The sequence below is a fragment of the Actinopolyspora sabaoui genome, from assembly GCF_051225635.1.
GTDB lineage: Bacteria > Actinomycetota > Actinomycetes > Mycobacteriales > Pseudonocardiaceae > Actinopolyspora.
On record NZ_JBMIHH010000010.1, the window covers coordinates 26,599 to 50,871 of the forward strand.

General features: G+C 65.3%; 18 protein-coding genes. 14 read left to right on the forward strand and 4 right to left on the reverse strand.

The window, feature by feature from the left end; all coding sequences use genetic code 11:
- The first annotated feature begins 31 nt into the window (after positions 1-31).
- The 3 genes from ACOQFL_RS18205 to ACOQFL_RS18215 are packed head-to-tail and all read left to right on the forward strand — an operon-like array spanning position 32 to position 3,506.
- Positions 32-1,018: a carbohydrate ABC transporter permease gene (locus tag ACOQFL_RS18205; RefSeq protein WP_435545387.1), complete on the forward strand. Its 987-nt coding sequence runs from the start codon at positions 32-34 to the stop codon at positions 1,016-1,018.
- A complete protein-coding gene (locus ACOQFL_RS18210) occupies positions 1,015-1,911 on the forward strand; it encodes a carbohydrate ABC transporter permease (RefSeq protein ID WP_435545388.1) in 897 nt (298 codons plus the stop codon). Before ACOQFL_RS18205 ends, ACOQFL_RS18210 begins: the two co-directional genes overlap by 4 nt.
- Entirely contained in the window at positions 1,908-3,506 is a 1,599-nt protein-coding gene (locus ACOQFL_RS18215; RefSeq protein ID WP_435545389.1) for a beta-N-acetylhexosaminidase, read from the forward strand. Before ACOQFL_RS18210 ends, ACOQFL_RS18215 begins: the two co-directional genes overlap by 4 nt.
- A gap of 61 nt (positions 3,507-3,567) precedes the next feature.
- Here the strand turns inward: ACOQFL_RS18215 and ACOQFL_RS18220 are convergent, their stop codons facing one another.
- Positions 3,568-4,794: an MFS transporter gene (locus ACOQFL_RS18220; RefSeq protein ID WP_435545390.1), complete on the reverse strand. Its 1,227-nt coding sequence runs from the start codon at positions 4,792-4,794 to the stop codon at positions 3,568-3,570.
- Between ACOQFL_RS18220 and ACOQFL_RS18225 the strand changes: the two genes are divergently transcribed.
- Complete coding sequence (locus tag ACOQFL_RS18225) at positions 4,766-5,155, forward strand: hypothetical protein (protein WP_435545391.1); 390 nt, start codon at positions 4,766-4,768, stop codon at positions 5,153-5,155. The two genes, ACOQFL_RS18220 and ACOQFL_RS18225, sit on opposite strands and share 29 nt — an antisense overlap.
- A 245-nt stretch (positions 5,156-5,400) precedes the next feature.
- On the opposite strand, the gene ACOQFL_RS18230 is transcribed toward ACOQFL_RS18225, so the two are convergent.
- Both ACOQFL_RS18230 and uvrA read right to left on the reverse strand, forming a co-directional pair.
- The gene (locus ACOQFL_RS18230) at positions 5,401-6,510 is read right to left on the reverse strand and encodes a J domain-containing protein (protein WP_435545392.1); all 1,110 of its coding nucleotides are present in this window, start codon (positions 6,508-6,510) and stop codon (positions 5,401-5,403) included.
- 215 nt (positions 6,511-6,725) lie between these two features.
- Positions 6,726-9,587 (reverse strand): excinuclease ABC subunit UvrA, encoded by a 2,862-nt coding sequence (uvrA, locus tag ACOQFL_RS18235; protein ID WP_435545393.1) that lies wholly within the window; start codon positions 9,585-9,587, stop codon positions 6,726-6,728.
- A gap of 473 nt (positions 9,588-10,060) precedes the next feature.
- On the opposite strand from uvrA, the gene ACOQFL_RS18240 reads away from it, so the two are divergent.
- The 3 genes from ACOQFL_RS18240 to ACOQFL_RS18250 all read left to right on the forward strand — a co-directional run bounded on the left by ACOQFL_RS18240 (position 10,061) and on the right by ACOQFL_RS18250 (position 12,602).
- Positions 10,061-10,828 carry a maleylpyruvate isomerase family mycothiol-dependent enzyme gene (locus ACOQFL_RS18240; protein ID WP_435545394.1) on the forward strand — a complete coding sequence of 256 codons (768 nt, stop codon included), beginning with the start codon at positions 10,061-10,063 and terminating at the stop codon, positions 10,826-10,828.
- 78 nt (positions 10,829-10,906) lie between these two features.
- Positions 10,907-11,584, forward strand: a complete 678-nt coding sequence (locus tag ACOQFL_RS18245; protein ID WP_435545395.1) for an MBL fold metallo-hydrolase — start codon at positions 10,907-10,909, stop codon at positions 11,582-11,584.
- 151 nt (positions 11,585-11,735) lie between these two features.
- Positions 11,736-12,602, forward strand: a complete 867-nt coding sequence (locus ACOQFL_RS18250) for an endonuclease/exonuclease/phosphatase family protein (RefSeq protein ID WP_435545396.1) — start codon at positions 11,736-11,738, stop codon at positions 12,600-12,602.
- Between the two features lie 72 nt (positions 12,603-12,674).
- Here ACOQFL_RS18250 and ACOQFL_RS18255 read toward each other — a convergent pair whose 3' ends face one another.
- Positions 12,675-13,493, reverse strand: a complete 819-nt coding sequence (locus ACOQFL_RS18255) for a hypothetical protein (protein WP_435545397.1) — start codon at positions 13,491-13,493, stop codon at positions 12,675-12,677.
- Between the two features lie 107 nt (positions 13,494-13,600).
- Between ACOQFL_RS18255 and ACOQFL_RS18260 the strand changes: the two genes are divergently transcribed.
- The 7 genes from ACOQFL_RS18260 to ACOQFL_RS18290 all read left to right on the forward strand — a co-directional run bounded on the left by ACOQFL_RS18260 (position 13,601) and on the right by ACOQFL_RS18290 (position 24,158).
- Positions 13,601-15,319, forward strand: a complete 1,719-nt coding sequence (locus tag ACOQFL_RS18260; RefSeq protein WP_435545398.1) for a carbon starvation CstA family protein — start codon at positions 13,601-13,603, stop codon at positions 15,317-15,319.
- Between the two features lie 379 nt (positions 15,320-15,698).
- Positions 15,699-17,096: a PepSY-associated TM helix domain-containing protein gene (locus ACOQFL_RS18265; RefSeq protein WP_435545399.1), complete on the forward strand. Its 1,398-nt coding sequence runs from the start codon at positions 15,699-15,701 to the stop codon at positions 17,094-17,096.
- Positions 17,097-17,325: 229 nt separating this feature from the next.
- Complete coding sequence (locus ACOQFL_RS18270; protein ID WP_435545400.1) at positions 17,326-18,105, forward strand: SDR family NAD(P)-dependent oxidoreductase; 780 nt, start codon at positions 17,326-17,328, stop codon at positions 18,103-18,105.
- 104 nt (positions 18,106-18,209) lie between these two features.
- Entirely contained in the window at positions 18,210-19,550 is a 1,341-nt protein-coding gene (locus ACOQFL_RS18275) for an MFS transporter (RefSeq protein ID WP_435545401.1), read from the forward strand.
- Positions 19,551-19,687: 137 nt separating this feature from the next.
- Positions 19,688-21,577, forward strand: coding sequence for a helix-turn-helix domain-containing protein (locus ACOQFL_RS18280; protein WP_435545402.1), 1,890 nt, complete (start codon positions 19,688-19,690; stop codon positions 21,575-21,577).
- A 123-nt stretch (positions 21,578-21,700) separates the two neighbouring features.
- The gene (locus ACOQFL_RS18285; RefSeq protein ID WP_435545403.1) at positions 21,701-23,314 is read left to right on the forward strand and encodes a molybdopterin-dependent oxidoreductase; all 1,614 of its coding nucleotides are present in this window, start codon (positions 21,701-21,703) and stop codon (positions 23,312-23,314) included.
- 130 nt (positions 23,315-23,444) lie between these two features.
- Entirely contained in the window at positions 23,445-24,158 is a 714-nt protein-coding gene (locus tag ACOQFL_RS18290) for a fasciclin domain-containing protein (protein WP_435545404.1), read from the forward strand.
- The last annotated feature ends 115 nt before the right edge of the window (positions 24,159-24,273 follow it).

The following is a 24,273-nucleotide window of genomic DNA, read 5'->3' on the forward strand; positions in this document are numbered from 1 at the left end:
CCGGCCGCCCCGATCCAGAAGGTTCCAGCCGATGACAGCCGAGCTGACCACCGAATCCGGCCCTAGCGCACCACGAGGGGAATCGGAAACACGTTACGGACGCCGCAGGCGTCGCTCCGGCGAAGACGGACAGACCCGCGCCGCGGTGCTCTATCTGGCCCCAGCTGGTGTTCTGCTGATCGCGGTGATGGCCTATCCGCTGTACCAACTCGTGCAACTGTCGCTGTACGAGTACGGCCAGGCCCAGGCCAGCGGTGGGGCACCACTGGAGTTCCTCGGGCTGGGCAACTATGCCAGGCTGCTCAGCGACGGCCGTTTCTGGATGGTGTTGCTCAACACCTGTGGATTCGCCGCGGTGTGCGTGCTGGGCAGCCTGGCGGTGGGAATCGCACTGGCCGTACTGGCCGGCAGGGTTCGCTGGCTGCCCCGCACCCTGCTTTTCCTCGCGGCACTGGGTGCCTGGGCGACACCGGCGGTTGCCGGTTCGACAGTGTGGCTCTTCCTGTTCGACCAGAACTTCGGGCTGGTGAACGAAGTGCTGAGTGGGCTCGGCTGGCAGGGTATGGCGGGCTTCTCCTGGACCTACGATCGGTTCGCCGCGTTCGGCCTGGTGGCCGGTGAGGTCGTCTGGTGCTCCTTCCCGTTCGTGATGGTGACAATGTACGCGGGAATCAAGGCCATACCCGGCGAGATCGTCGAGGCCGCTTCGCTGGACGGGGCCTCGGCCTGGCGCACCGCTCGAAGCGTGCTGCTGCCGATGCTGCGGCCGCTTCTGATCATCGCCACCATTCAGTCGATCATCTGGGATTTCAAGATCTTCACACAGATATACGTGATGACCGACGGCGGCGGAATCGCGGGGCAGAATCTCGTACTCAACGTCTACGCCTACCAGGAGGCGTTCGCCGGATCGAATTACGGACTCGGATCGGCCATCGGAGTGGTTATGACCGGGTTGCTGTTGCTGATCACGGTGATTTACCTGTGGGCCCAACGAGCGACGGGGGAAAACACGTGACGACAGCGGCAGGCGCCCCGAAACGGGGGCTCATCGGCCGCGTGCTGCCGGGAAAACGTCCCGGGAGAACACTGGCCGAGATCGCGACAGTACTCGTGGCGGCCACCGTCGCCTTTCCGCTCTACTGGATGGTGCTCACCGCCTTCAAGCCGGACGGGCAGATCCAATCCACCGACCCGCGTCCGTGGACGTTTTCGCCCACGCTGGAAAACTTCCGCCAAGTGTTCACCGTGGACGATTTCGGCAGGTACTTCCTGAACAGTGTGATCGTGGCCGGGATCGTGGTACTGCTCTCGCTCGTGATGTCGTTTCTGGCCGCGGTGGCACTTACACGGTTCCGTTTCCGGGGCCGAACCGTGCTGCTGATCATGATTCTGGTGGCGCAAATGGTTCCGGTGGAGGCACTGACCATTCCACTGTTCTTCCTGATGCGTTCGGTCGGTTCGGTGGCGCCCTGGTTCGGGTTGAACCACCTCGGATCGTTGATCCTGGTGCACCTGGCCTTTAGCCTGCCGTTCGCGATATGGATGCTCCGCGGCTTCGTCGCCGCAGTTCCGACCGAACTCGAGGAAGCCGCCACACTGGACGGGGCAGGCAGGTTCCGATTCACGTGGCAAGTACTCTTTCCCCTGGTGGCCCCGGGCCTCGTGGCGATGAGCGTGCTGTCTTTCATCCACGCGTGGAACGACTTCCTGTTCGCCAAGACGTTCATCATCTCGGCGACGGAGAACCAGACGCTGCCGTTGGCGATCCTGGTCTTCTTCAAACCCACGGGCAACGACTGGGGTGCCATCATGGCGGGCTCCACCCTGATGACGATCCCCGTCCTGGTGTTCTTCGTGTTCGTCCAACGCCATCTGGTCTCCGGTATAGCAGGAGCGGTGAAAGCGTGAACAGCAAAGTCTCTCCCCTTCCGTTGGACTCGGTGGTCCCCCGGCCCGCGGTGGTGCGACCGGGCGGGGGCAGCTTCGTACTGGACGGTGACACCACGCTCGCGGGCGACTCCGCCGCGTGCGGCTGGTTTCGCCGACACGTGGGCGCGGCTGTCGGACTGCCACTTCGCGAGTCCGAGCACGCCGACATCACGTTCCTGATAATGCCGGAGGAAGTCGAGGCCCCCGAGGGATACCGGCTCGACATCACCGAGCACGAGATCCGGGTCCGTGCCCACGACGAGGGCGGCGCCCACTACGCGGCCCAGACCCTGCGACAGCTGCTGGGGGCCGAAGCCTGGCGCGCGGCACCGACCGGAGAGGGACCGTGGCTGTTGCCGTGCGGCGGGATCGAGGATCGCCCCCGGTTCACCTGGCGTGGCTGTCATCTCGATCTCGCGCGGCACTTCATGCCCAAGCGAGAGGTGTTGCGCTTCGTCGAGCTGCTGGCGGCGCACAAGCTCAACGTGCTGCACCTGCACCTGACCGACGATCAGGGATGGCGGATCGAAGTCCCCGGGCTCCCCCGTCTCACCGAGGTAGGGGCCTGGCGGAAGGGGTCACAGCTCGGCGCCGGCCCCGACGCGGGCCACCTCGAACGCCCCCACGGGGGCTACTACACCGGAGCAGATCTGGCAGAGATCGTCTCCTACGCGGCCGAACACCGGATCACCGTCGTGCCCGAGATCGATGTACCGGGCCACTGCCAGGCGGCCATCGCCTCCTATCCGGAGTTGGGCAACGAACCCCACCGGCAGTTGGATGTGTGGACCGGTTGGGGGATCAGCGAGCACGTACTCAACGCGGAGGAAAGCACGGTGGAGTTCTTCCGTCGCGTGTTCGACCACGTGCTCAGCGTGTTCCCCTCCCCCGTCATCTGCGTGGGAGGTGACGAGGTACCGCCCGAGGAGTGGGAACGCAGCCCACGGTGCGTGCGACGCAGCAGGCAACTCGGGCTCTCGGAACCCGCGAAGCTGCACGGCTGGTTTCTGCGCCGGATCATCGAACACCTGCACGCCAGGGGCAGACGAGCGATCGGCTGGGACGAGATGCTCGATTCCGGCGAATCGCTGCCCGCCGGGAGCATCGTCGCCTCGTGGCGCGACGAGCAAGGCGGAGTCCGCGCTGCCGACGCGGGGCACGACACTGTCATGTGCCCCGAGAAGCGGGTGTACCTGGACCATCGACAGGCCACGGGCCCCGAGGAACCCGTTCCGGTCGGATTCGTGAACACTCTGGAGGACGTCTACGCCTACGAGCCGGTACCGGCCGGGTCCCCGAGCGCGTTGTCCCGGCGTGTGCTGGGAACACAGGCACAAGTGTGGACCGAGCACCTCGACTCGCCGTCCAGGGTCGACTACGCCGTTTTTCCGAGACTGTGTGCTTTCGCCGAGGTCGCCTGGTCGTCTACCGCCGTCCGGGACTTCTCGGACTTCCGGACCCGGTTGAGCACGGAGCATCTCGCACGGCTGACGGCCCTCGGAGTACAGTTCCGGCCGCTGTGGGGACCGCTGCCCTGGCAACAGCGCCCGGGCGTACCCGGTAAGCCGCGTTGAGCGTCCCCGAGCGGCGCGGCCGCGGTAAAGCGAACAGCCGGCGGGGCGGGCACCGGCCGCCTCAGGTGTCCCGCCCGGCAGGCTCACCTTTCTGCCCGATCCCCCTGCCGGTTTCCGAGGCGCGTGAGTCCCGCGAGCTCTCGTCCTCCCCCGGGTGGGCGAGTCTCGCCTGGGAGTCCACGTAGGACCGCGGCAGAGCTCGGGAACTCAGCACCACACGTCCGGTGTCGACAGCCGCACCGAATTGGCGACTCTGTCCCACGTAAACCCCCACCGGGATCTGAACGGCTACCAGCAGGCACAACGAAAGCAGCGGCAGTGTCCACGATCCGGTGAGATCGCGCAGGGCACCGGTGAGTATCGGCCCGGTGGCGGCCACCAGATATCCGGCTGTCTGCGACATCGCCGCCAGCGCGGCGGCTCCTCTGGCGTCGGCCGCGCGCAGGACGACGAGCATGAACCCGATCCCGATCGTCCCGCCGAGTCCCACTCCCAACACCAGCACCCAGCACAGTGCCCCACTGCGTGGTGCCAGGGTCAGTCCGAGCAGCCCGACGAGCAGCATGGTGGGAAAGCTCGTGGTGATCCACACCTGACGGCTGCTGCGAGCCGCCATTATGGGTGCCGCCAGCGAGAAGGGAATCCCCACGAGGTTGGCCAGTGAAAGCATCTGGCCGCCGGTCGTGGGGTCCATACCACTGTCGGTGAGTATCTTCGGCAACCAGGCGATGACGGTGTAGAACGTCAGTGACAGCAGGGCGAAGAAGCCGGTGACACCCCATCCCAACGGACTTCGCCAGGCTTGTCCGCCCCGCGCGTCACCGACAGCGTCGGGCCTGGCCCCCCTCGGGTCGCGCTGTTGGGGAAGCCACAGCACCACGGCCAGCAACGCGGGAACTGCCCACACCGCCAGGGTGGCGCGCCAACCGAGTCCTGCGAAATGCTGCCAGGGAATCGTCAACCCGGCTGCCGCGGCGGTACCGATGCTGATTCCCATCGTGTACAACCCCGTCATGACGCCGCTCTGCGCGCCGAAACGTTTCTTGATCACTGTGGGAAGGAGTACGTTTCCGCCGGTAATGGCGATGCCCACCAGTATCGTTCCACCGAACAACGCGACGGAGACCGGAGCCACTCGCAGCAGGATTCCGGCGAACAGCAACAGCAGTGCGGCCGCTATGGTGCGTTCCTCACCGTAACGCCTTCCCAAACGGGGCGCGGTGGTGGACAACACCACGAAGCACAGCAGCGGAACCGTGGTGAGCAGCCCGATGGCGGTGTTCGACAAACCGGTGTCCGACTGGATCTGTCCCACCAACGGTGCCACCGAAGCTATCGCGGGACGCAGATTGATCGCGACGATCAATATCCCGAATGCGGACAGCGAAAACGAGAGGATGTTGATCTTGTTTTTGTTCGAAACGCCGGAGTGGTTCCCGGCGGATCCAGTAGTGTCATTCAACATGAATCACATTTCATTTTCCGGGAATTGTGAAGTGACGTTACCAAATGAATTTTCTTCACAGAACACCCGGAACAAAGAAAATGGCCGGTCAACACTTTATCATTCTTTCGAGCGACCGCAGATAGTGGGAAAATTCGGCTCGAAATTAACTATTCTCCCTCAAGGACGAAACACCCCTCGGTGACAATCAAGATCATCATTAGGGGCCGAAAATACGAATTACGCCGCTATTTTGTTCGTGTTTTTCGGGGAAGCGGCTGCCGAAGCAGGAAACCGGCCCACGACCACGGGAGAGGCGAGAGGCGCCGTTATCGCACCGACGAAGGGAGCCGAAAAGATCATTTTTACCCCTTCGGCATTCCGAAACGGGCGACGGAAAACCGGAGGACAACCGCGAAGCGGGCGTGCGGCACCAGTGGTGGAATTTCCTCAGGGAACGACGCGTGCCAACACGGCACGGAAGGCGTCACGATGCACGCAGGCGGGATCCTGCGCCAGGTAATGACCGATCTCCCGGACGAACCCCTCGGGGGTCATGGGAGGTGCGGGAGCGGTCGTCGGTGACTCACTCGCCGTGATCTCACCCGCTCGACTCGGATAGAGCACGAGCGCGCCCACGACCTCGATGTCGTCGAGCAGTTCCCGATATGCGGCGATGCCTTCGGCGAGCCTGGTTCCCCCACCCCTGAACTTGCCCCCGTTTCGACGCAGCGTGCCGTCGGCATCGGCAGTGTAGTGCCCGGGCAGCCACATCTTCGATTCGATCAGAACCAGCCGCCTGCCGCACAGTACGGCGTGGTCGATGTCCGCGAAGACCGAATCGGGCCAGGACAACCCGTGGAAGACCTTGGCCCCCGGCAGTCTGGTGAAGTAGTCGGCCAATAACCCCGCGGTGAAGCGCTCACCGTACTCGCCACGTATCCCCTCGGGTTGGCCGAAAACCACGGAACGGCCGAACTCGGACAGAAAGACCCGATCCTCCGAAGCCGGTGGCAGGTATTCCGGAACGTGGCGATACACCCCCGCCACGGCCACGGCGGGCATCAGCCACAGCACCAACATCAGGGGCCAGGCGTCACTGGCCAACACCACGGGCAACAACAGCGCCCACCCACCGATGGTGGCGAGCACTTCGCCTCGGCTGTACGTGGCGCGGGGAAAGTAACGTACCGGTTGCTCGGGATTGACCGCGTTCCACCACTGCAAGCGTTCCACATCGGGCTCGGGAACGGGGGGCACGAAACTCGGGTCGGCACCGAAATCACGCCTGTCGTTGTCCCGCGAACGACGGCGGCGGTTGGTAGGAGTGCCACGGGTGTCTCGTCCACCGGCGGCGAGGGTCTCGCCACGATCGTAGGCCGCGCGACGCGCCGGATCACTGAGAGTCTCGTACGCCTCCTGCAACGAGCGGAAAGTGCCCGCCGTGCCCCCGGCGTCGGGATGCATCACACGGGCAAGCGACCGATAAGCCGACTTGATCTCCGCGGCGGAGGCTTCACGAGTCACCCCGAGCAGCTCGTAGTAGTCGACCCCGCTCAAGCTGTCGCGCCCACCTTCCGTTCCGACACTGTGACGATGCGGCCGCGCTCGGATGGGCGTCCCGGGGAGCGTCGAATGAGAGGCGTTTTCCCCTGGGGTGCACACCGACACGCGGGGAAAGAGAGTACACAGTAGTCGATCTCGACCGGGGTCCGGTTCCCGATATCACCGCTGCGCCGGAGGATCGAGGAAGTGTCGATCCTCCGACGTGGGGCTCAGTGCCCGGCCAGTGCCGGTGCCAAGAAGCGGCCGGTATAGCTCTCCTCGACCTCGGCCAGCTGCTCCGGAGTTCCCTCGGCGACCAGCGTGCCACCACCGTTACCACCTTCGGGGCCCAGGTCGAGCAGCCAGTCGGACATTTTGATCACGTCGAGGTTGTGCTCGATCACGACCACGGTGTTTCCCTTGTCCACCAGACCGTTGACCACACCGAGCAGCTTGCGAATGTCCTCGAAGTGCAGCCCTGTGGTCGGTTCGTCGAGAATGTAGACGGTCCGGCCCGTCGAGCGCTTCTGGAGCTCACTGGCGAGCTTGACCCGTTGGGCCTCGCCTCCGGACAACGTGGGCGCGGGCTGGCCGAGACGTACGTAGCCGAGTCCGACGTCCACCAGCGTCTTCAGATACCTGTGAATTGCGGTGATCGGCTCGAAGAACTCGGCGGCGTCCTCGATGGGCAGGTCGAGAACCTCCGCGATGGTTTTGCCCTTGTAGTGGACCTCGAGGGTCTCCCGGTTGTAACGGGCCCCCTTGCAGACCTCGCAGGGGACGTAGACATCGGGCAGGAAGTTCATCTCGATCTTGAGAGTTCCGTCGCCCGCGCAGGCCTCACAACGTCCCCCCTTGATGTTGAACGAGAACCTGCCTGGCTGATACCCACGAACCTTCGCCTCCGTAGTGGCCGCGAACAGCTTCCGGATTCGGTCGAATACCCCCGTGTAAGTGGCCGGGTTGGAACGGGGCGTACGCCCGATCGGGGATTGATCCACCTGGACGAGCTTGTCCACGTTGTCGAGTCCCCTGATGCGCTTGTGCCTGCCGGGAACCGTGCGAGCACCGTTGAGCTTGTTGGCCAGCGAGGAGGCCAGCACGTCGTTGACCAGGGTCGACTTGCCGGAGCCGGAAACGCCGGTAACGCCTATCAGACAACCCAGCGGGAACGAGACGTCGATCTCCCGAAGGTTGTTCTCCCTGGCCCCGACCACGGTCAGCTGGTTTTTCGGGTTCCTGGGCCTGCGCTCGGCGGGGAGCTCGATGCGCTTGCGCCTGGCCAGGTAGTCCCCGGTCAACGACTTCTCGTTGGCAAGCAGCTCGGCGACCGGACCGGCATGTACGACGCGTCCGCCGTGTTCACCGGCCCCCGGGCCGATGTCGACCACCCAATCGGCACTTCGCACCGTGTCCTCGTCGTGCTCCACCACGATCAGGGTGTTGCCGAGGTCACGCAGCCGGTTCAACGTATCCAGCAGGCGGTGGTTGTCACGTTGATGTAGCCCGATCGAGGGTTCGTCGAGTACGTAGAGGACTCCGACCAGCCCGGAACCGATCTGGGTGGCCAGCCGAATACGTTGGGCCTCACCGCCGGACAGCGTGCCCGCGGGTCGATCCAGCGAGAGGTACTCGAGCCCCACGTCGAGCAGGAAGCCCAACCTGGCCTGTACCTCCTTGAGGACTCGTCCGGCGATCATCTGTTCCCGCTCGCCCAGCACCAGCCCGTCGAGGAACGTCGAACACTCCCGCACGCTCAGCGAACTCACCTGGGCTATGGACATCTCCCCCATCGCGGGGTTGTGCACGGTGACGGCCAGGATCTCCGGTTTGAGCCGAGTACCCGCGCAGGAGGGACAGGGCACATCGCGCATGTAGCCCTCGTACTTCTCCCGTGCGTAGTCGGAGTCGGTCTGGTCCAACCGGCGTTCCAGGAAGGGGATCACGCCCTCGTAGGCGGCGTAGTAGGAGCGCTGCCTGCCGTAGCGGTTCCGGTAGCGCATGTGGATCTGGTCGGTGCTGCCGTGCAGCACGACCTTTTTGACCTTGGTGGGCAACCGCTTCCAGGGGGTGTCCATCCGGAAGCCGATCGACTCCGACAGGGCGCTCAGCATACGGGTGAAGTACTCGGCGGTGTTTCCTCCCGCCCACGGCGCTATCGCCCCCTCGGACAACGAGAGGTCCTCGTCGGGAACGATGAGTTCCGGATCGACCTCCTTGCGGATACCGAGCCCGGTACAGTCCGGGCACGCCCCGTAGGGAGAGTTGAAGGAAAAGGCCCGTGGTTCCAGCTCCTCCACGCCGAAAGGGTGCCCGTTCGGACAGGCGAAGTTCTCGGAGAACTTGCGTTCCCGCTGGGCGTCGTGTTCCTCGACATCGACGAACTCCAGCGCGACCAACCCCTCTGCCAACCGAAGTGCGGTTTCCACGGAGTCGGTGAGCCGCTGTTTGGCCTCGGGCTTGACGGCGAGCCGATCCACGACCACGGCGATGTCGTGCTTTTCCTGCTTCTTGAGCGTCGGTGGCGACTCGAGCGGATATACGGCGCCGTCCACGCGCACGCGTGCGTAGCCCTGCGTCTGCAACTGTTCGAACAGGTCGACGTACTCGCCCTTGCGCCCCCGCACCACCGGAGCCAACACCTGGAACCGGGTACGTTCCGGCATCGCGAGGACCTGATCGACGATCTGCTGCGGAGTCTGCTTGCTGATGGGGTCCCCGCACTCAGGGCAGTGTGGTTTGCCCGCCCGGGAGAACAGCAGCCGCAGATAGTCGTGGACCTCGGTGATGGTGCCGACGGTCGACCGGGGGTTCTTGCTCGTGGACTTCTGGTCGATGGACACGGCGGGGGACAGTCCTTCGATGAAGTCGACATCCGGCTTGTCCATCTGCCCCAGAAACTGTCTGGCGTAGGCCGACAGCGACTCCACGTACCGGCGCTGCCCCTCGGCGAAGATGGTGTCGAAGGCCAGACTCGACTTGCCGGAACCGGACAGGCCGGTGAAAGCGATCAGGCTGTCACGCGGCAGGTCGAGATCGATTCCGGTGAGATTGTGCTCACGAGCGCCGCGGACGACTAGGCGGTCAGCCACTCGAAGATCCCTTCACAAAGTATGTGGTCTGCGGATGCGCGTTGTGATGCGGCGGCCGCCGTTGTCGCCGCTTCGCCACGATCCCGCCCACGGCGCCCGATACCCGAACAACCGGCGTTCGGTGGGCGCGGGGCGCGGTTCGCGCCCATGCTATTGCAGCGGGACGACAATACGGCTCGACGCGGTCCGCCCCGAACGGGGACCCGGACACCTCCGCCCGGGGCGAACAACGTCACGAACGCGACAGGCATTCCGAACCGGTTCCGGACCGGGGAACAACCACACGAACTTCACTCTCGTGAGTGATATATGCGTATCGCCCCACCCACCAAGGGGGTACCGCGCCGGTTTTACGGCCCCACGAGACTACCGCCAGGGGTGCGGGGCCGCCTATCCTCGTCCAAAGCCGGTACTACCACCCCGCCCCGATGACTCGGGACGACGACATCGAAGCCACGTGAAGGCGGGGAAGCATGACCGATCTCGAACACGAGGAACACGCCGACGGTGAAGTGACTCGGCAACACGCTCACCGAAAAGAGCTGGTGAGAGCCGTGCAGCAGGCCACTGCCGGGTTGCTGGCCACGGTCGAGGCGATGGACGAGACTTCGGTACACGAGCCCAGCCTGCTGCCCGGCTGGAGCAGGGCACATGTGATCTCGCACCTGGCCCGCAACGCCGACGGGTGCGTCAACCTGCTGAGATGGGCGCGTACGGGTGTCGAACACGCCATGTACGCCAGCAGGCAGGACAGGGACGCCGACATCTCCGAGGGCGGCCTGCGAAGCCACCGCCTGCTGTTGGAGGACGTGGCGGCCGCCTCGGGGCGGCTGGCGGAGGCTTTCCGCACACTTCCGGAACCGGCGTGGTACGCCGAGGTGGAAGTAGCCCCGGGAAAGTCGATCCCCGCGCACCGAGTACCACGGATCCGTCTGTTCGAGGTGCGGGTGCACTCGGTGGATCTGAATCACGGTTTCGGATTCGACGACATACCGCGCGAGGAGATCGAATGGCTGCTCAACGACGCCGTCCGACAGTTCGGCGGGCGCCCCGATGTCCCTCCGCTCTCCCTCCTGGTCGAGTTCACCGACGGGAGTAACAGTGTATGGCGGCTCGGTACACCGGACTCACCGGAGCACCGGGTGCGGGGCACCCCGGGCGCCGCCCTGGGATGGCTGCTGGGCAGAACCGGTACCCAGCAGCTGGCGGGTGACCCTCCCGAGCTGCCGCCGTGGCTGTGACCACCCACCGCGCGGGCCAATGGGCTCGGCCGGAACCTCGGCGAACCGGGACGACGTGCTCCTACTAGGCTCACCGCCGTGGAGATCCAGGAACACTACACCGGACACGTGCAGCCGGGCGGGGCCGCCGCGCGGCGGAGGCTGGACGCGCTGACCGTCACCAAGATTTCCGTGGGGCGGATGGACAACAACGCGTACCTGCTCACCTGCAGGCGCACCGGGGACGCGTTGCTGATCGACGCGGCCGACGACCCGGAGCGGTTGACCGACCTGCTCGGCCACGACGAGGACCGTCCGCGATTGCGCACCATCGTCACCACGCACCGGCATCCGGACCATTGGCAGGCACTCGGTTCCATCGCCGGTCAGACCGGTTCCTATACCGTGGCTCACCCCCTGGATTCGGAACCGCTTCCGGTTCCTCCCGACCGGGAGGTCGAACACGGCGAAACCATCCAGGTCGGTGAGTCCGCGCTGGAGGTCGTACACCTGCGGGGACACACGCCTGGTTCGATCGCGCTGCTCTACCGCGACCCGGTGGGGCATCCACACCTGTTCACCGGCGACTCGCTGTTTCCCGGTGGGGTCGGCAAGACACAAACGCGGGAGGATTTCCGCTCGCTGCTCGACGACGTGGAGAACCGGGTCTTCGGCGTCCTCACCGACGACACGTGGTTCTACCCCGGCCACGGTGACGACTCGACCCTGGGGCAGGAGCGTCCGAAACTGTCCGAGTGGCGGGCACGCGGCTGGTGAGCACCGGCCGGTCGGCCGACGGGCGAGACTCGCCCATCGCTGGACCTTCGGCCGGCGGTCCGAACGGTCGCCCGTGTCGAAACGCGTCCCGTTCGACGACACACCGACGCTGCGCACGGGGACTCGACGAACTCCCCCGCAGAGTGGAAACGTGCTCCGCGCCACCACCGTCATCCTGCTGAGCCTGTTGCTGGCCGCACCGGAGTTCCTGCCGCCACCGCAATCGACGGGCCCCGCGAACTCGGCAGCCAGTTGTGGAGGACCGAGCTCGCAGTTACGGATCATGCAGTACAACATCCATTCGGGACGTGACTCCCGGGGACGGCTGAATCCACGACGGACGGCTTCGGTGATCGAGCGATCGGGAGCCGAGGTGGTGGCGCTGCAGGAAGTGGATGTGCATTGGTCACGGCGCAGCGCCTGGCGCGACCAGGTGGGAGTGCTGGCGAGCAGACTGGGGATGAACGCGTTCTTCGCGCCGATCTACACTCTTCCCCCGTCACGAGCCGGGTATCCGAAACGACGATTCGGCCTGGCGGTCCTGAGCGAACATCCCGTGCTCGCCACGACCAACCACCGAATGACCAGGCGAAGCACTCAGCATCCCTCCGGCTCCCCCGTCAGGCTGCCGGGGTTTCCCGAAGTGCTCGTGGACATCAACGGAACCGCCGTGCACGTTTACGCCGCTCATCTGGACTACCGGAAAAGCCCTCGAATGCGGCGGATCCAGGTGCGAGAGATCGTGACCGTCCTGGATCGGGGCGATTCGGGTGCTCCTCGGCTGTTGCTAGGGGATCTCAACGCAACCTCGCGAGCACCGGAACTGGTTCCGCTCTGGAAGCGGCTGCGCGACGCGGCGGGGCACACCGGTGCGCCCACCTACCCGGCGCAGCGGCCGGAGGTACGACTCGACCACATAGCGGTGTCCCGGGGGGCGGAGGTCGTTTGTTCGACAACGGTGGCCAGCACTGCCTCCGATCACCTTCCGGTGGTCGCGGAGCTGCGAATCCCGAGCTGAAAGAGTTCGGTTTCCCGCTCGAGCCACGGGCCCCACGAACGGGTTACGGGACACACGAGTGGGGCACGAGGGTCACGACACTTCTCGGGGTCCCCCGTTCGTGCGACGTTCGGCGGCGGTTATCTCACCGCGACACGCTTTGGCGATCCTGTGCCTGCGCCGGATCCGCTCCAACAGCCCGAGGGGACGAGACTTTTCGCCGGGTGTTCCCTCGCCGTGCGTGATCTCGAGTCTGCCACGCTCCAGCGAACCGGAAAACCACCAGCTTTCCCATCTTTCGAGGTCGGCACTGGTGTAGTCGTACCCGAACACCATTCCCGCTTCCCCGTCGAGGGGCAAAGCATCATCCAATGGGGTGAGTTCCATGCGGCCGGACCCGCGATCACCGAGCGCCACGGCACTTACCGTGGCGGTTTCCGGCCCGTGAATCAACAACGCGTTTCGGGCGGGGTCGTCGCGGCGGGCGGGTTCGACGACACGGTTCACTCCGGACAGCTCCACGAGCACTCGTGGCATCCACCACCAGTTCTCGCGACGGAGCAGCAGGCTGTCGACGAGCGCACGCGAGGGCGGGTACTTGCGCAGCTCCTGTTCGAGCAGCTGTTCGCCGAACAACGAACCCGACAGATCATCGATCACCCGGACCGGCCCGAAAGCCACCATGCCGCTCTGCCCCGCTCGCAGTGAACGTCCGTCCGTAACGGCGAAACCGACCTCGGCCGCCTCCGCCAGCAGTCGAACGATCCCACGATGGGAGTACGGCAGCGCCACACACGGCACCTCACCGCGCAGTAACGGTGTCACGGCGATCCCGTTCGGACACCCTGCCGAGTCCACCCAGCAGAGTTCGCCGGTCAGCGCCTCTCGCCACACTGAACGGATTCGCCGCAACGACTCTGTCCTTTCAACCTGGTGTGTGACCCCTGAATGGGAGATACTCTCTTTTGGTGGCTTATACCACGTTGTCGGACGCCGCAACCACGCCGGAGGAGTGAGACATGCCCGCGATCGTTCCGGCCCTGGTGGTTCTGGGGATCTTCGCTCTCGGATACCGCTACTATTCGGCTTATCTGGCACGCCGTGTGTACGGTTTGGACCCCGAGTTCGTGACACCGGCCCACCAGAGGGGGGACGGAGTCGACTTCGTACCGACGAACAAGCACGTGCTGTTCGGACACCACTTCACCTCGGTAGCGGGTGCCGCGCCGATCGTGGGACCGGCTATAGCGGTATTCTGGGGTTGGGGACCCGCACTGCTGTGGATCACTTTCGGAACAGTCTTCGCAGCGGGTGCGCACGATTTCGGTTCGCTGGTGGTCTCGGTGCGGCACCGGGCCGAGAGCATCGGAACTCTGGCCCGTGATGTGATCAGCAGACGAGCTCGCACGCTGTTCCTACTGATCATTTTCTTCCTGCTGACACTGGTCAACGCCGTGTTCGCCGTGGTCATCGCCAACCTGTTCGTGGCCAACCCCGCTGCCGTGCTGCCCGTGGTGCTGCAGGTACCACTGGCCATCGGGATCGGCCAGTACGTCTACCACACCCGATCCTCGGCATTCCTGCCCTCGATCATCGGCGTGATCGTGTTGTATCTGACGATCATGCTGGGTATGGCCTTTCCCGTCTCGTTGGATCCGCTCGCCGCCACGCTCGGGGCGGAGCCCAGAACGCTGTGGGTCGTCTTCCTGTTCGCCTACACCTTCGTCGCCTCGCGCCTCCCGGTGTGGGTGTTGCTGCAGCCCAGGGACTACATCAACTCGCACCAGCTGTTCATCGGGCTCGCCGTGATCCTGCTGGGCGTGGTGGTCGGTTTCGACCGGATAGTGGCCCCCGTGATCAACGACGTACCCGCCGACTCACCCAGCTGGTTCCCGTTCCTGTTCGTGACCATCGCTTGCGGGGCGGTGTCCGGTTTTCACAGTCTGGTCTCCTCGGGCACTTCCTCCAAACAACTGGGTAGCGAACCCGACGCCCGTTACATCGGCTACATGGGGGCCGTGGGTGAGGGCTCGCTCGCGCTCGCCGCGGTGCTCGCGGTGACCGCGGGAGCGGTGGGCTCGACCGTGGAGTGGAACAACCTCTACGCCAGCTTCGCCACGGCCTCCGACGGAGCGACCCAGAACTTCGTACAGGGTGTGGCAGGGTTCGCCAACAACCTGGGGTTGCCGATCAGCGTCGGCCTGGTGTTCGCCACGATCATGGTGATCAGTTTCGCCGCCACCACGATGGACACCGGCGTGCGGCTGCAGCGTTACGTGGTGCAGGAGATCGGCGAGATCACCAGGGTCCGTCCCCTGGCACGCAACATGACGCTGGCCAGCACGGTCGCAGTGGTCATCCCGCTGGCCATGGCACTACTACCCGGCGGAGGCGAAAAGGGTTACACCTTCGGGGTGCTCTGGCAGCTGTTCGGCACCACCAACCAGCTCACCGCGGGGCTCGCGCTGGCCGTGGTGGCGGTATGGGTGACCAAGAACAGGCGCAATCCGCTGGCCGTACTGCTGCCATTGCTGTTCCTGCTGGTGATGACCACATGGGCGCTGGCACTGAACCTCGTCGAGTTCGTCACGCAGGATCAGTGGGTACTCGCCCCCCTGGATGTGATCATCTTCCTGCTGGCGGTGTGGCTGATAGTGGAAGCGGCAGTGGCGCTGCGTCGAGCTGTGCACAGCCGCGGCGAAACCACCGAGCCCCACCACTACGCCACGGAGGGATGATGAGACGGGCTCCGACGAACGGAGCCCGTCACCCGACCACCCCGCTCGGCGCGGGAAGCCCACCCAACACTGAGGCGCCCCAGGGGGGCACAACGGAATCGATTCGGCCGATCGGGTGGAGCTTCCGAGTACGACTCCCGGGTGCGTCGTGCCCCCACCGCGCGAAAGACACACCACCTGACCGGCATGTTCGCGGCACACCCGCCTCGCACGGCGTCCCCCGGACCGCCCGGTCCGAACCTCGAATCGGGCGGTCACTTCGAGAGCACCCGTTGAACACACTGGGTGGTTTCGATCACACTCCAATGATCGTGGGAACTCCACACACGCCCCACCCGACTGGTCGGACACCACCCGACCACCGATGACAGGAGCCGGTGTGTCCCGACGATCATCCGAGTACACCTCCGTTTCCCGAATCCCGAAAACGAACGAACGAAGCCCCCGCCAACGCGCGGCGATACGCCCCGTGCTGTGGCGTGTGCATTTTCTCGGCGGAATACTGGCCGCGCCGATCGTGTTCGCCATGGCGATTACCGGAATTCTGTACGCCTGGAATCCGCAGTTGGAACACGTGTTGCATCGGCAGGCCCTGAGCGCGATCGCCGAAGGCCCGGCACGACCACTGAGCGAACAGATCTCCTCGGCACGTGAAACACGCCCCGAACTGCGATTATCCTCGGTGACACCAGCCGCCCCGGACGCCCCGTCAGGGGAGGAGACAACGGCGGTAACTCTTGTCCCGGAAACGGCGGCACAGAACAGGTTCGAAAAGCCGAAAGGCGCGGTGACAGTCTACGTCGACCCTGCTTCGGCCGAAGTCACCGGGAGTATAACCGAATCGAACCGACCGGACGAATGGCTGCGTAATCTGCATTCCAATTTTCGGATAGGAAAATTCGCGGAACCGATATCCGAACTGGCCGCGAGCTGGCTGCTGGTATCGGTCCTCACCGGTCTCGTGCTGTGGTGGCCACGCGACAGGCGATCCCTCGCCAGAAACTTTCTGTTCCGGAAGCCGGGGCGCCCTCGCTGGCGTTCCCTGCACGGGGTCGTCGGAGCCACCGCGGCAGTGGGGCTGGTGCTGCTCATCGTCACCGGTCTGACCTGGACGACGTACGCTGGTTCCTGGGTCGACGTGGCACGAAGCCAGTTCGACTCGGATTCGCCGGAGGTGTCCACGGTGTTACACCCGGACACCGGGTCCGAACAGGCCGGATCCACCGGAAACGACCCCGACACCGCCGAGGTGTCAACCGCCGGAGTCGAGCGGGTGGCCGCCGCGACTCGGGAGGCCGGGCTGCACGGAGTCGTGGTATTCGAACCGCCCGACTCCCCCGGCCACGCCTGGAAAGCCGAGGAGGACGACAGTCGGTGGCCGGTGAACCCGACAGCGCTGGCCGTGAACGGCGACACCGGTGAGATCGTCGACCGGGTGGAATGGGCGGACTACCCGCCGCTGGCCAAGGCTACCTCGGTGGGGATCGATTTCCACCAGGCCCAGTTGTTCGGCCTGACCACACAGCTGTTGTTGACCGCGATCGCGGTCGCGTCGCTGGTGCTGATCATCGCGGGGTATCGGGTCTGGTTGCTGCGCAGACCCGCTGGCTCACTCGGAGCACCGCCGCGCCTGGGGCCGGTGGTGCGCAACGCTCCGTGGTCGATACTACTCGGATTCGGCCTGCTCACGGTGCTGCTTCCCGTACTGGGTATCACGCTGCTGGGATACCTGGCCATCGAGCGGGCGATGTACTCGATCCGCACCGGCGGGAAGTAGCACGCGGTTCCGGGACCGGTTTCGAGCGGTCGGGGCGGTCGTGCGGCCCGACCGCGCTCCGGGGCTCGGGAGGAGCGCTCCGGACATCCGCACTGCTCGAGCCACCCGAACGGTGCCGTTCGGGTGAATTCCCGAACGTGACAATGTGGGGGCGACACATTTCGGAGTATACGGCTGTATCCGATCATCACATCGATCACGCCGGGATCCGCGTCTAGCCTGATCCGACATGACGACGGAGTTTCCGGAGCCTCCCACCGGGTTCACCGATCTCTCCGGCACGAGCGCGCTGGTCACCGGTGCGGGAAGCGGAATCGGGTTCGCCTGTGCGAAACGACTGGCAGCGGCGGGCTGTCTGGTGCATCTACTGGACCACGACGAACGAGCCGCGGTGGCGGCAGCGACCGAAGTCGACGGCCGGACACACGTACTGGACCTGCGGGACGAGTCGGGGATCGCACGACTGCCGACCGATGTGGACATCCTGGTCAACAACGCCGGAATTCAGCACGTGGCACCGATCCAGGAGTTCCCCACCGAGGTCTTCGCACACATCCAGCAGGTCATGGTCACCGCACCTTTCCTGCTGATGCGCCACTGCCTGCCGCACATGTACGACCGGGGGTGGGGGCGCATCGTCAACATCTCCAGCGTCCACGGGCTTCGTGCCAGTGCGGGCAAGTCGGCGTACGTAGCCGCCAAGCACGCCTTGGAGGGGCTGAGCAAAGTGGCCGCGCTGGAAGGCGGCCCGCACGGTGTCACCAGCAACTGCGTCGATCCCGGCTACGTGCGTACTCCCCTGTTGGAAGGCCAGCTCGCCGCCCAGGCACGTGACAACGGCATCGCCGAGCACGAGGTGGCCGACCGGGTATTCCTACGACACAGCGCGATCAAAAGGCTCATCGAGCCCGAGGAGGTGGCCACAGTGGTCGGCTGGCTCTGCGGGCCGGGGTCCGACTATCTCACCGGCGCCTCAGTACCGATCGACGGAGCCTGGACCGCACGGTGAGCCGCCCCGGCTCCGGTTCCGCTCCATTACGTACCGATTTCCCCGTCCCGGGGGCAACTCGGGATCTTCGCACGACTCGTGTTCCGACACAACAGGAGTGAGATATGAACGTGACACGATCCGATTCGCCTTCCGGCACCTCACTGGCCCGGATCGTCGGATCGAGCATGATCGGCACCACCGTCGAGTGGTACGACTTCTTCCTGTACGGCTCGGCAGCCGCGTTGGTGTTCAACACGGCTTTCTTCCCCACCGAGGACAAGCTGATCGGCACGCTTCTCGCGTTCTCCAGCTTCGCGATCGGTTTCGTGTTCCGTCCGCTTGGTGGTCTGGTGTTCGGTCACTTCGGTGACCGGCTGGGACGCAAGAAACTGCTGGTGCTGAGCCTGTTGATGATGGGAGGCGCCACCTTCGCGGTGGGGCTGCTTCCCACTTTCGGGGCGATAGGCATCGCAGCCCCCATCCTGCTCACCCTGCTGCGGGTGGTGCAGGGATTCGCCCTGGGTGGTGAATGGGGCGGAGCGGTGCTCATCGTGTCCGAGCACACCGACAGCGCACGACGCGGCTTCTGGGCCTCCTGGCCACAGGCGGGTGTACCGACCGGCAACCTGCTGGCCACCGCCGTGCTGGCCGTGCTTTCAGCGGTGCAGTCGGAGGAAGCCTTCATGGCGTGGGGTTGGCGTATCCCGTTCCTGCTCTCGGGACTGCTGGTGCTGGTGGGACTGTGGATCCGACTGTCGGTCAGCGAGTCGCCGGTGTTCCTGGATGCCGCCGACAAGGCGCAGCAGCGAAGCACCCCCGAGCAACCGCCTATCGTTCGGGTGCTGCGCGAGCAGTGGCGGGAGGTACTGATCGCCTCCGGTGCACGCTTCGTGGAAAACGTCTGCTACTACGTGATCACGGCATTCGTGCTGACCTACATAACCGAACAGCTGGAGCTGTCCGAATCGGTCGCGCTCAACGCGGTCCTGGTCGCCTCGGCGGTGCATTTCGTGGTAATCCCGATCTGGGGTGCGTTGTCCGACCGTTTCGGCCGTAGAGGGATCTATCTGATCGGTGCCGTGGGAACCGGTTTCTGGATCTTCGTGTTCTTCCCGCTCCTCGGAACCGGATCGTTCGCCCTGATCGCACTCGGGGTGACGGGCGGCCTGATCCTGCACGCGGCCATGTACGGCCCGCAGGCCGCTTTCATGTCCGAACTGTTCGGCACCCGCGTCAGGTACTCGGGTGCCTCGATCGGGTACCAGTTGGCATCGGTGATAGCGGGCGGCCTGGCGCCCACGATCGCCACCGGTCTGCTGGCCGCGTTCGACAGCTGGGTACCGATCGCGATCTACGTGGCCCTGGGCGCGGCGGTGACCTCCGTGGCCATTCTGTTCGCCACCGAGACCAGGGGAAGCTCGCTGCACACCGAGAGCACGGCCGAAACCGAAATCGCCCGGTGAAGGACGGGTGAGTGACAGCGAAGGACAGGTGAGCGGCGGTGTCGGCGAGGATCCCGTACCACCGGGATGGAGAACCAGCGGAGGAAACCGAACCGCGTTCCTCCCTTGGTTGCCGCCGGCACTACCCCACCCCGACCATGACGAGCATGCTCACCTGCTCGGATTACCTGCTGAACCTGTTCGAACTGCTCGCGGGCGACGGGACCAGTGAACAGCTCGCACAGGTACCAGTGGAAGCGCGTACTCGACTCCCCGCCCGGGATCTGCACCGCGTGGAGCGGGCTGGGAAGCTGGCGCTACGCCTCCGCAACACCCTCGACGAAAGACGCCGCCACGAATCGGAACTGGCCGCCCTGTTCGACACGGCGGGGGACCTGGCACGGGTACGCGACCCCGACGCGGTGTTACGGGCGATCGTGCACCGCGCGCGGATGCTGCTGGGGAGTCATGTGGCTTATCTCAGTCTCAACGACTCCCGCGCGGGTACCACTTACATGCGGGTCACCGACGGGTGTGTCTCGGCACTGTTCCAGCAGGTGCGACTCGGGATGGGAGAAGGCCTGGGCGGGCTGGTGGCCCAGACCGCCCGGCCCTACGCCACTCCCTCCTACTTCGAGGACGAGCGGTTCACGCACACCGACGACATCGACCGCGCCGTCGGTGACGAACGACTCGTGGCCATCCTGGGAGTTCCGCTGTCGGTGGGTGGCTCGGTGATCGGGGTGCTCTATGCCGCGGACCGGTCGACGCGCGACTACTCGCACGACGAGATCGCGCTGCTCTCCTCGCTGGCCGACCACGCCGCGATCGCCATCGACAACTCACGACTGTTGGAGGAGACGCGGCACGCGTTGGTGGAACTCAACACCGCGCACGAGACCATCCGTGAGCACAACTCGGCGATGCGACGTGCCGAACGATCCCACGATCGCCTCACGGATCTGGTACTGCGCGGCGGAAGTCTGGAGGACATCGCGGAAGCCGTGGCGGACGTGCTCGGGGGCGGTATCGTGGTGCACGACGAGGACGGGACCGAGCTGGCGTGCGCGGCGACGGACTCGTTGCCGTGGCCCGGGCGGGCGGTACAGCAGTCCCGCTACAGCGGAAGATCGGTGCCGTGGGGGACGAACCTGGTGTGCGCGGCGTTGGCTGGCCCCGAACTGCTCGGCAGTCTGACGCTGGTGGGTTGTCACGAACCCGCCGATGCCGATCGGCGATTGTTCGAACGCGCTGGTGTGGTTACCGCTCTGGTGCTGTTGCTCCGCCGCAGAACCGCCGAGGCGGAGGAACGCGTGCGGGGAGAGCTGATCACCGAGCTGCTCGGCGCGGGGGAACGTGCGCACGGTGGTCTGGCGGCCAGAGCGAGACGGGTCGGCTTCGATCCCGAGGGCAGCAAAGTAGTGCTGGTTTCTCCCTGCGGAAACGCGGACCGTGAGCGGCTGGCTTCCACTGCCTCGCGCTATGTCGGACAGCACAGCGGGCTCGCGGGTACCCATGGCGACCACCTGGTTCTCGTACTTTCCGGCACGGATGCGGGAAGTGCGGCCCAGAACGCCGCCCGAGCGCTCGGCACGAGCACGGCACGTCCGGTCACGGTGGGCGGTTCCGGACCTGTGGAGGGTCTGGAGGGGATCGCGGGCAAGTACGAGGAGGCGTGCCGCTGCCTGGAGGCACTGCTCGCGCTGGGCCGTGAGGGCGAGGGGGCTGCCCTGGCGGAGTTGGGATTCCTGGGGGTGTTGCTGGGGGACCGTGGTGATCTCTCCGGCTACGTCCGTCGAACCATCGGGGCTGTACTGGACTACGACTCCCGTAAAGGCACCGATCTGGTGAAAACGCTGCGAAGCTACTTCGAGCACGACGCCGGTCTCAGCAGAACGGCTCGAGCGTTGCACGTGCACGTGAACACGGTGGCCCAACGACTGGAGCGGGTCTCGGCACTGCTGGGGCCGGACTGGCGATCCCCCGAACGTGGCCTGGAGATTCAGCTGGCGCTGCGGCTGCATCGGTTGTCCGGCGGCGAGCAGTAGAACTCGGCCGGAACCTGCCACGAGCGCTCGGCTGGGAGGTGGGGTGACCGAGTCGCGACCTCGGGAACGTGTCGATCACGCCACGGGAGCAGTCCGGAGTGGGTTCGACTCCGAATCACGGGCATGAATCGTGCGAGTCACCAACATCGGCTGGGTGGCGCTGTCGCCGTGCTCATCGCCCTGCTCGCGGTGGCGGCAGCTCTGGCGGCGGGACATCTGGTCGCCGCGCTGACCGAACCACTCGCCTCTCCTTATCTGACGGTGGGCAACACGGCGATCGACCTGACCCCACAGCCGGTGAAGGAACTGGCGATCGATTTGTTCGGCACCGCCGACAAACTCGCGCTGCTGGTGGGAATGGGGTTCGTGATCGCTCTGCTGGCTGCGGGGGGCGGGCTGGTGTCGCGTCGGAGCCCGCTCCCCGGAATGATGATGATCACCGGGTTCGGTCTGCTCGGCATGGCCGCCACCCTGTCGCGCTCCCGTCTGGAGCCACTAGCCCTGACAGCGCCAGTGACAGCCGCGCTGGTGGGGCTGGGAGTCTTCGCCTGGCTGCACCGGAGTGCCGCGGCGACCGCCCGCGGCGCCGACCCGCTGGCGTCACACCTCCGGCGGGACGCCGAGCGGCAGGAAGGCACCGAACAGGACGAAACGGTTCCCGCGGGTACGCTCGGCGGTCGCAGGCGCTTCCTGATCTCGGTAAGCGCGGTCGCTCTCGCTTCGGGGATCGCGGGTACCGTCGGACAGCTGCTGAGCGGGTCACGTCGGGTCAGCAGGTCACGGCAAGCCATCGGAGCACTCGAGCCGGATGTCGCGGCGCCTCCGGTTCCGGCTGGTGCGGACTTCGCGGCTTCGGGAACACCGACCTTCATCACTCCGAACGAGAGCTTCTATCGGATCGACACGGCGTTACGTGTGCCGCGGGTCCCCGCTTCGGAGTGGGGACTGCGGGTACACGGCATGGTCGATCGGGAGTTGAACCTCACCTTCGACGATCTGATGGACCGACGACAGCTGCAAAAACCGATCACGATGGTCTGCGTGTCCAACCCGGTGGGTGGTTCCTACATCTCGACCGCCGAGTTCATCGGAGTACCGGTCCGCGACATTCTGGCTGAGGCCGGGGTACGGGACGGAGCCGAACAGGTACTCAGTACCAGTGTGGATGGCTTCACCGCTGGAACCCCGATCGACGCGCTCACCGATCCGAACCGGGACGCGCTGCTGGCGGTGGGGATGAACGGCAGAGCACTGCCCACCGAGCACGGTTTTCCGGTCCGCATGGTCACACCGGGGCTGTACGGCTACGTCTCGGCGACCAAGTGGGTGACCGATCTCGAAGCCACCACCTGGGATGTAAGTACTTACTGGGAAAAGCGGGGTTGGGCGGAGCGCGCCCCCGTCAAGACCCAGTCACGCATCGATCGTCCCAAGGGTTTCGAGAAGACACCGGCGGGCAGGATCACCGTGGCGGGTATCGCATGGGCACCGCACACGGGGATCGAGCGTGTCGAGGTGCGGGTCGACCGCGGCCCCTGGCGGCAGGCTGAGCTGTCCGCCACCGTCAACGCGGACACTTGGCGCATGTGGCGGAGCGAACTGGATTTCGCACCCGGCGGCCACAATGTGGAGTCCCGAGCCACCGACCGTTCGGGTTACACCCAGACCGCGAAACGTGTTCCCACGATTCCCGACGGAGCCACCGGTTGGCACTCGGTCTTCTTCACCGCGGAATGACGCAGGTCACCCGACAAACGATCAAAAAATTCGCCGAACCACCAATCGAGATCCCATCCGGCCCCGAATTTCGGGAGAAATACTTCGGGGCCATCCCCGGAAGCGAGACGAAGGGAAAAGACCGATCCCAATGAGCAATACGCGAGTGAAAACCGTCGTTACCGGCGCCGTGGCTTCCCTGGCCCTGTTGTTGTCCGCATGCGGCGGAGGAGCCGAGAACAGTGGCCAGAGCGAGCAGAACCAGTCCTCGCAGTCGCAGCAGAGTGGGGACCAGTCCGGGCAGGACCAGTCCGGGCAGGACCAGTCCGGGCAGGACAGCATGAGCGAGCAGGGCGTGACCACGGTCGACGACATCTACGGTCCGGCCGCCTCCAAGGTGCCGACCGACCCCGGCAACGAGGGGTCGGCCCAGGGCATGGCGGACGATCCCGTTGGCACGGCCGCGAGCAACAATCCGCTGCTGACCAACCTGACCAAGGCGGTGAAGACAGCGGGCCTGGTCGACACGCTGAACAAGTCGGATGCCGAGTACACCGTTTTCGCGCCCGCGAACTCGGCCTTCGAGAAGCTGGATCCGGCCACGCTGGAGGCGCTGCTCAACGATCCGGCCAAGAAGGAGCAGTTGACCAATATCCTCACGTACCACGTGGTTCCCGAGCGAATGACCGCCGAAGAACTCGGCAATGCAGGTGAGGTAGAGACTGTCAACGGAAAGACCGTTCCGATCAGTGGCAGCGGCGAGAACGTCAAGATCGACGGGGCGAACGTACAGGTCGGAAATGTTCCCACCGCCAACGCAACGGTGTTCGTCATCGACGAGGTACTGATGCCGCCCAAGCAGTGAGCGATACATTTTACTCCAGGTCTTCGGGTCGGTGAATCCGTGGCGATTCATCGACCCGAAGAATCTTTTTCGTGGCCGCTTCTCCGGACCGCAAAGCATTCCTCTTTTCGCGGAC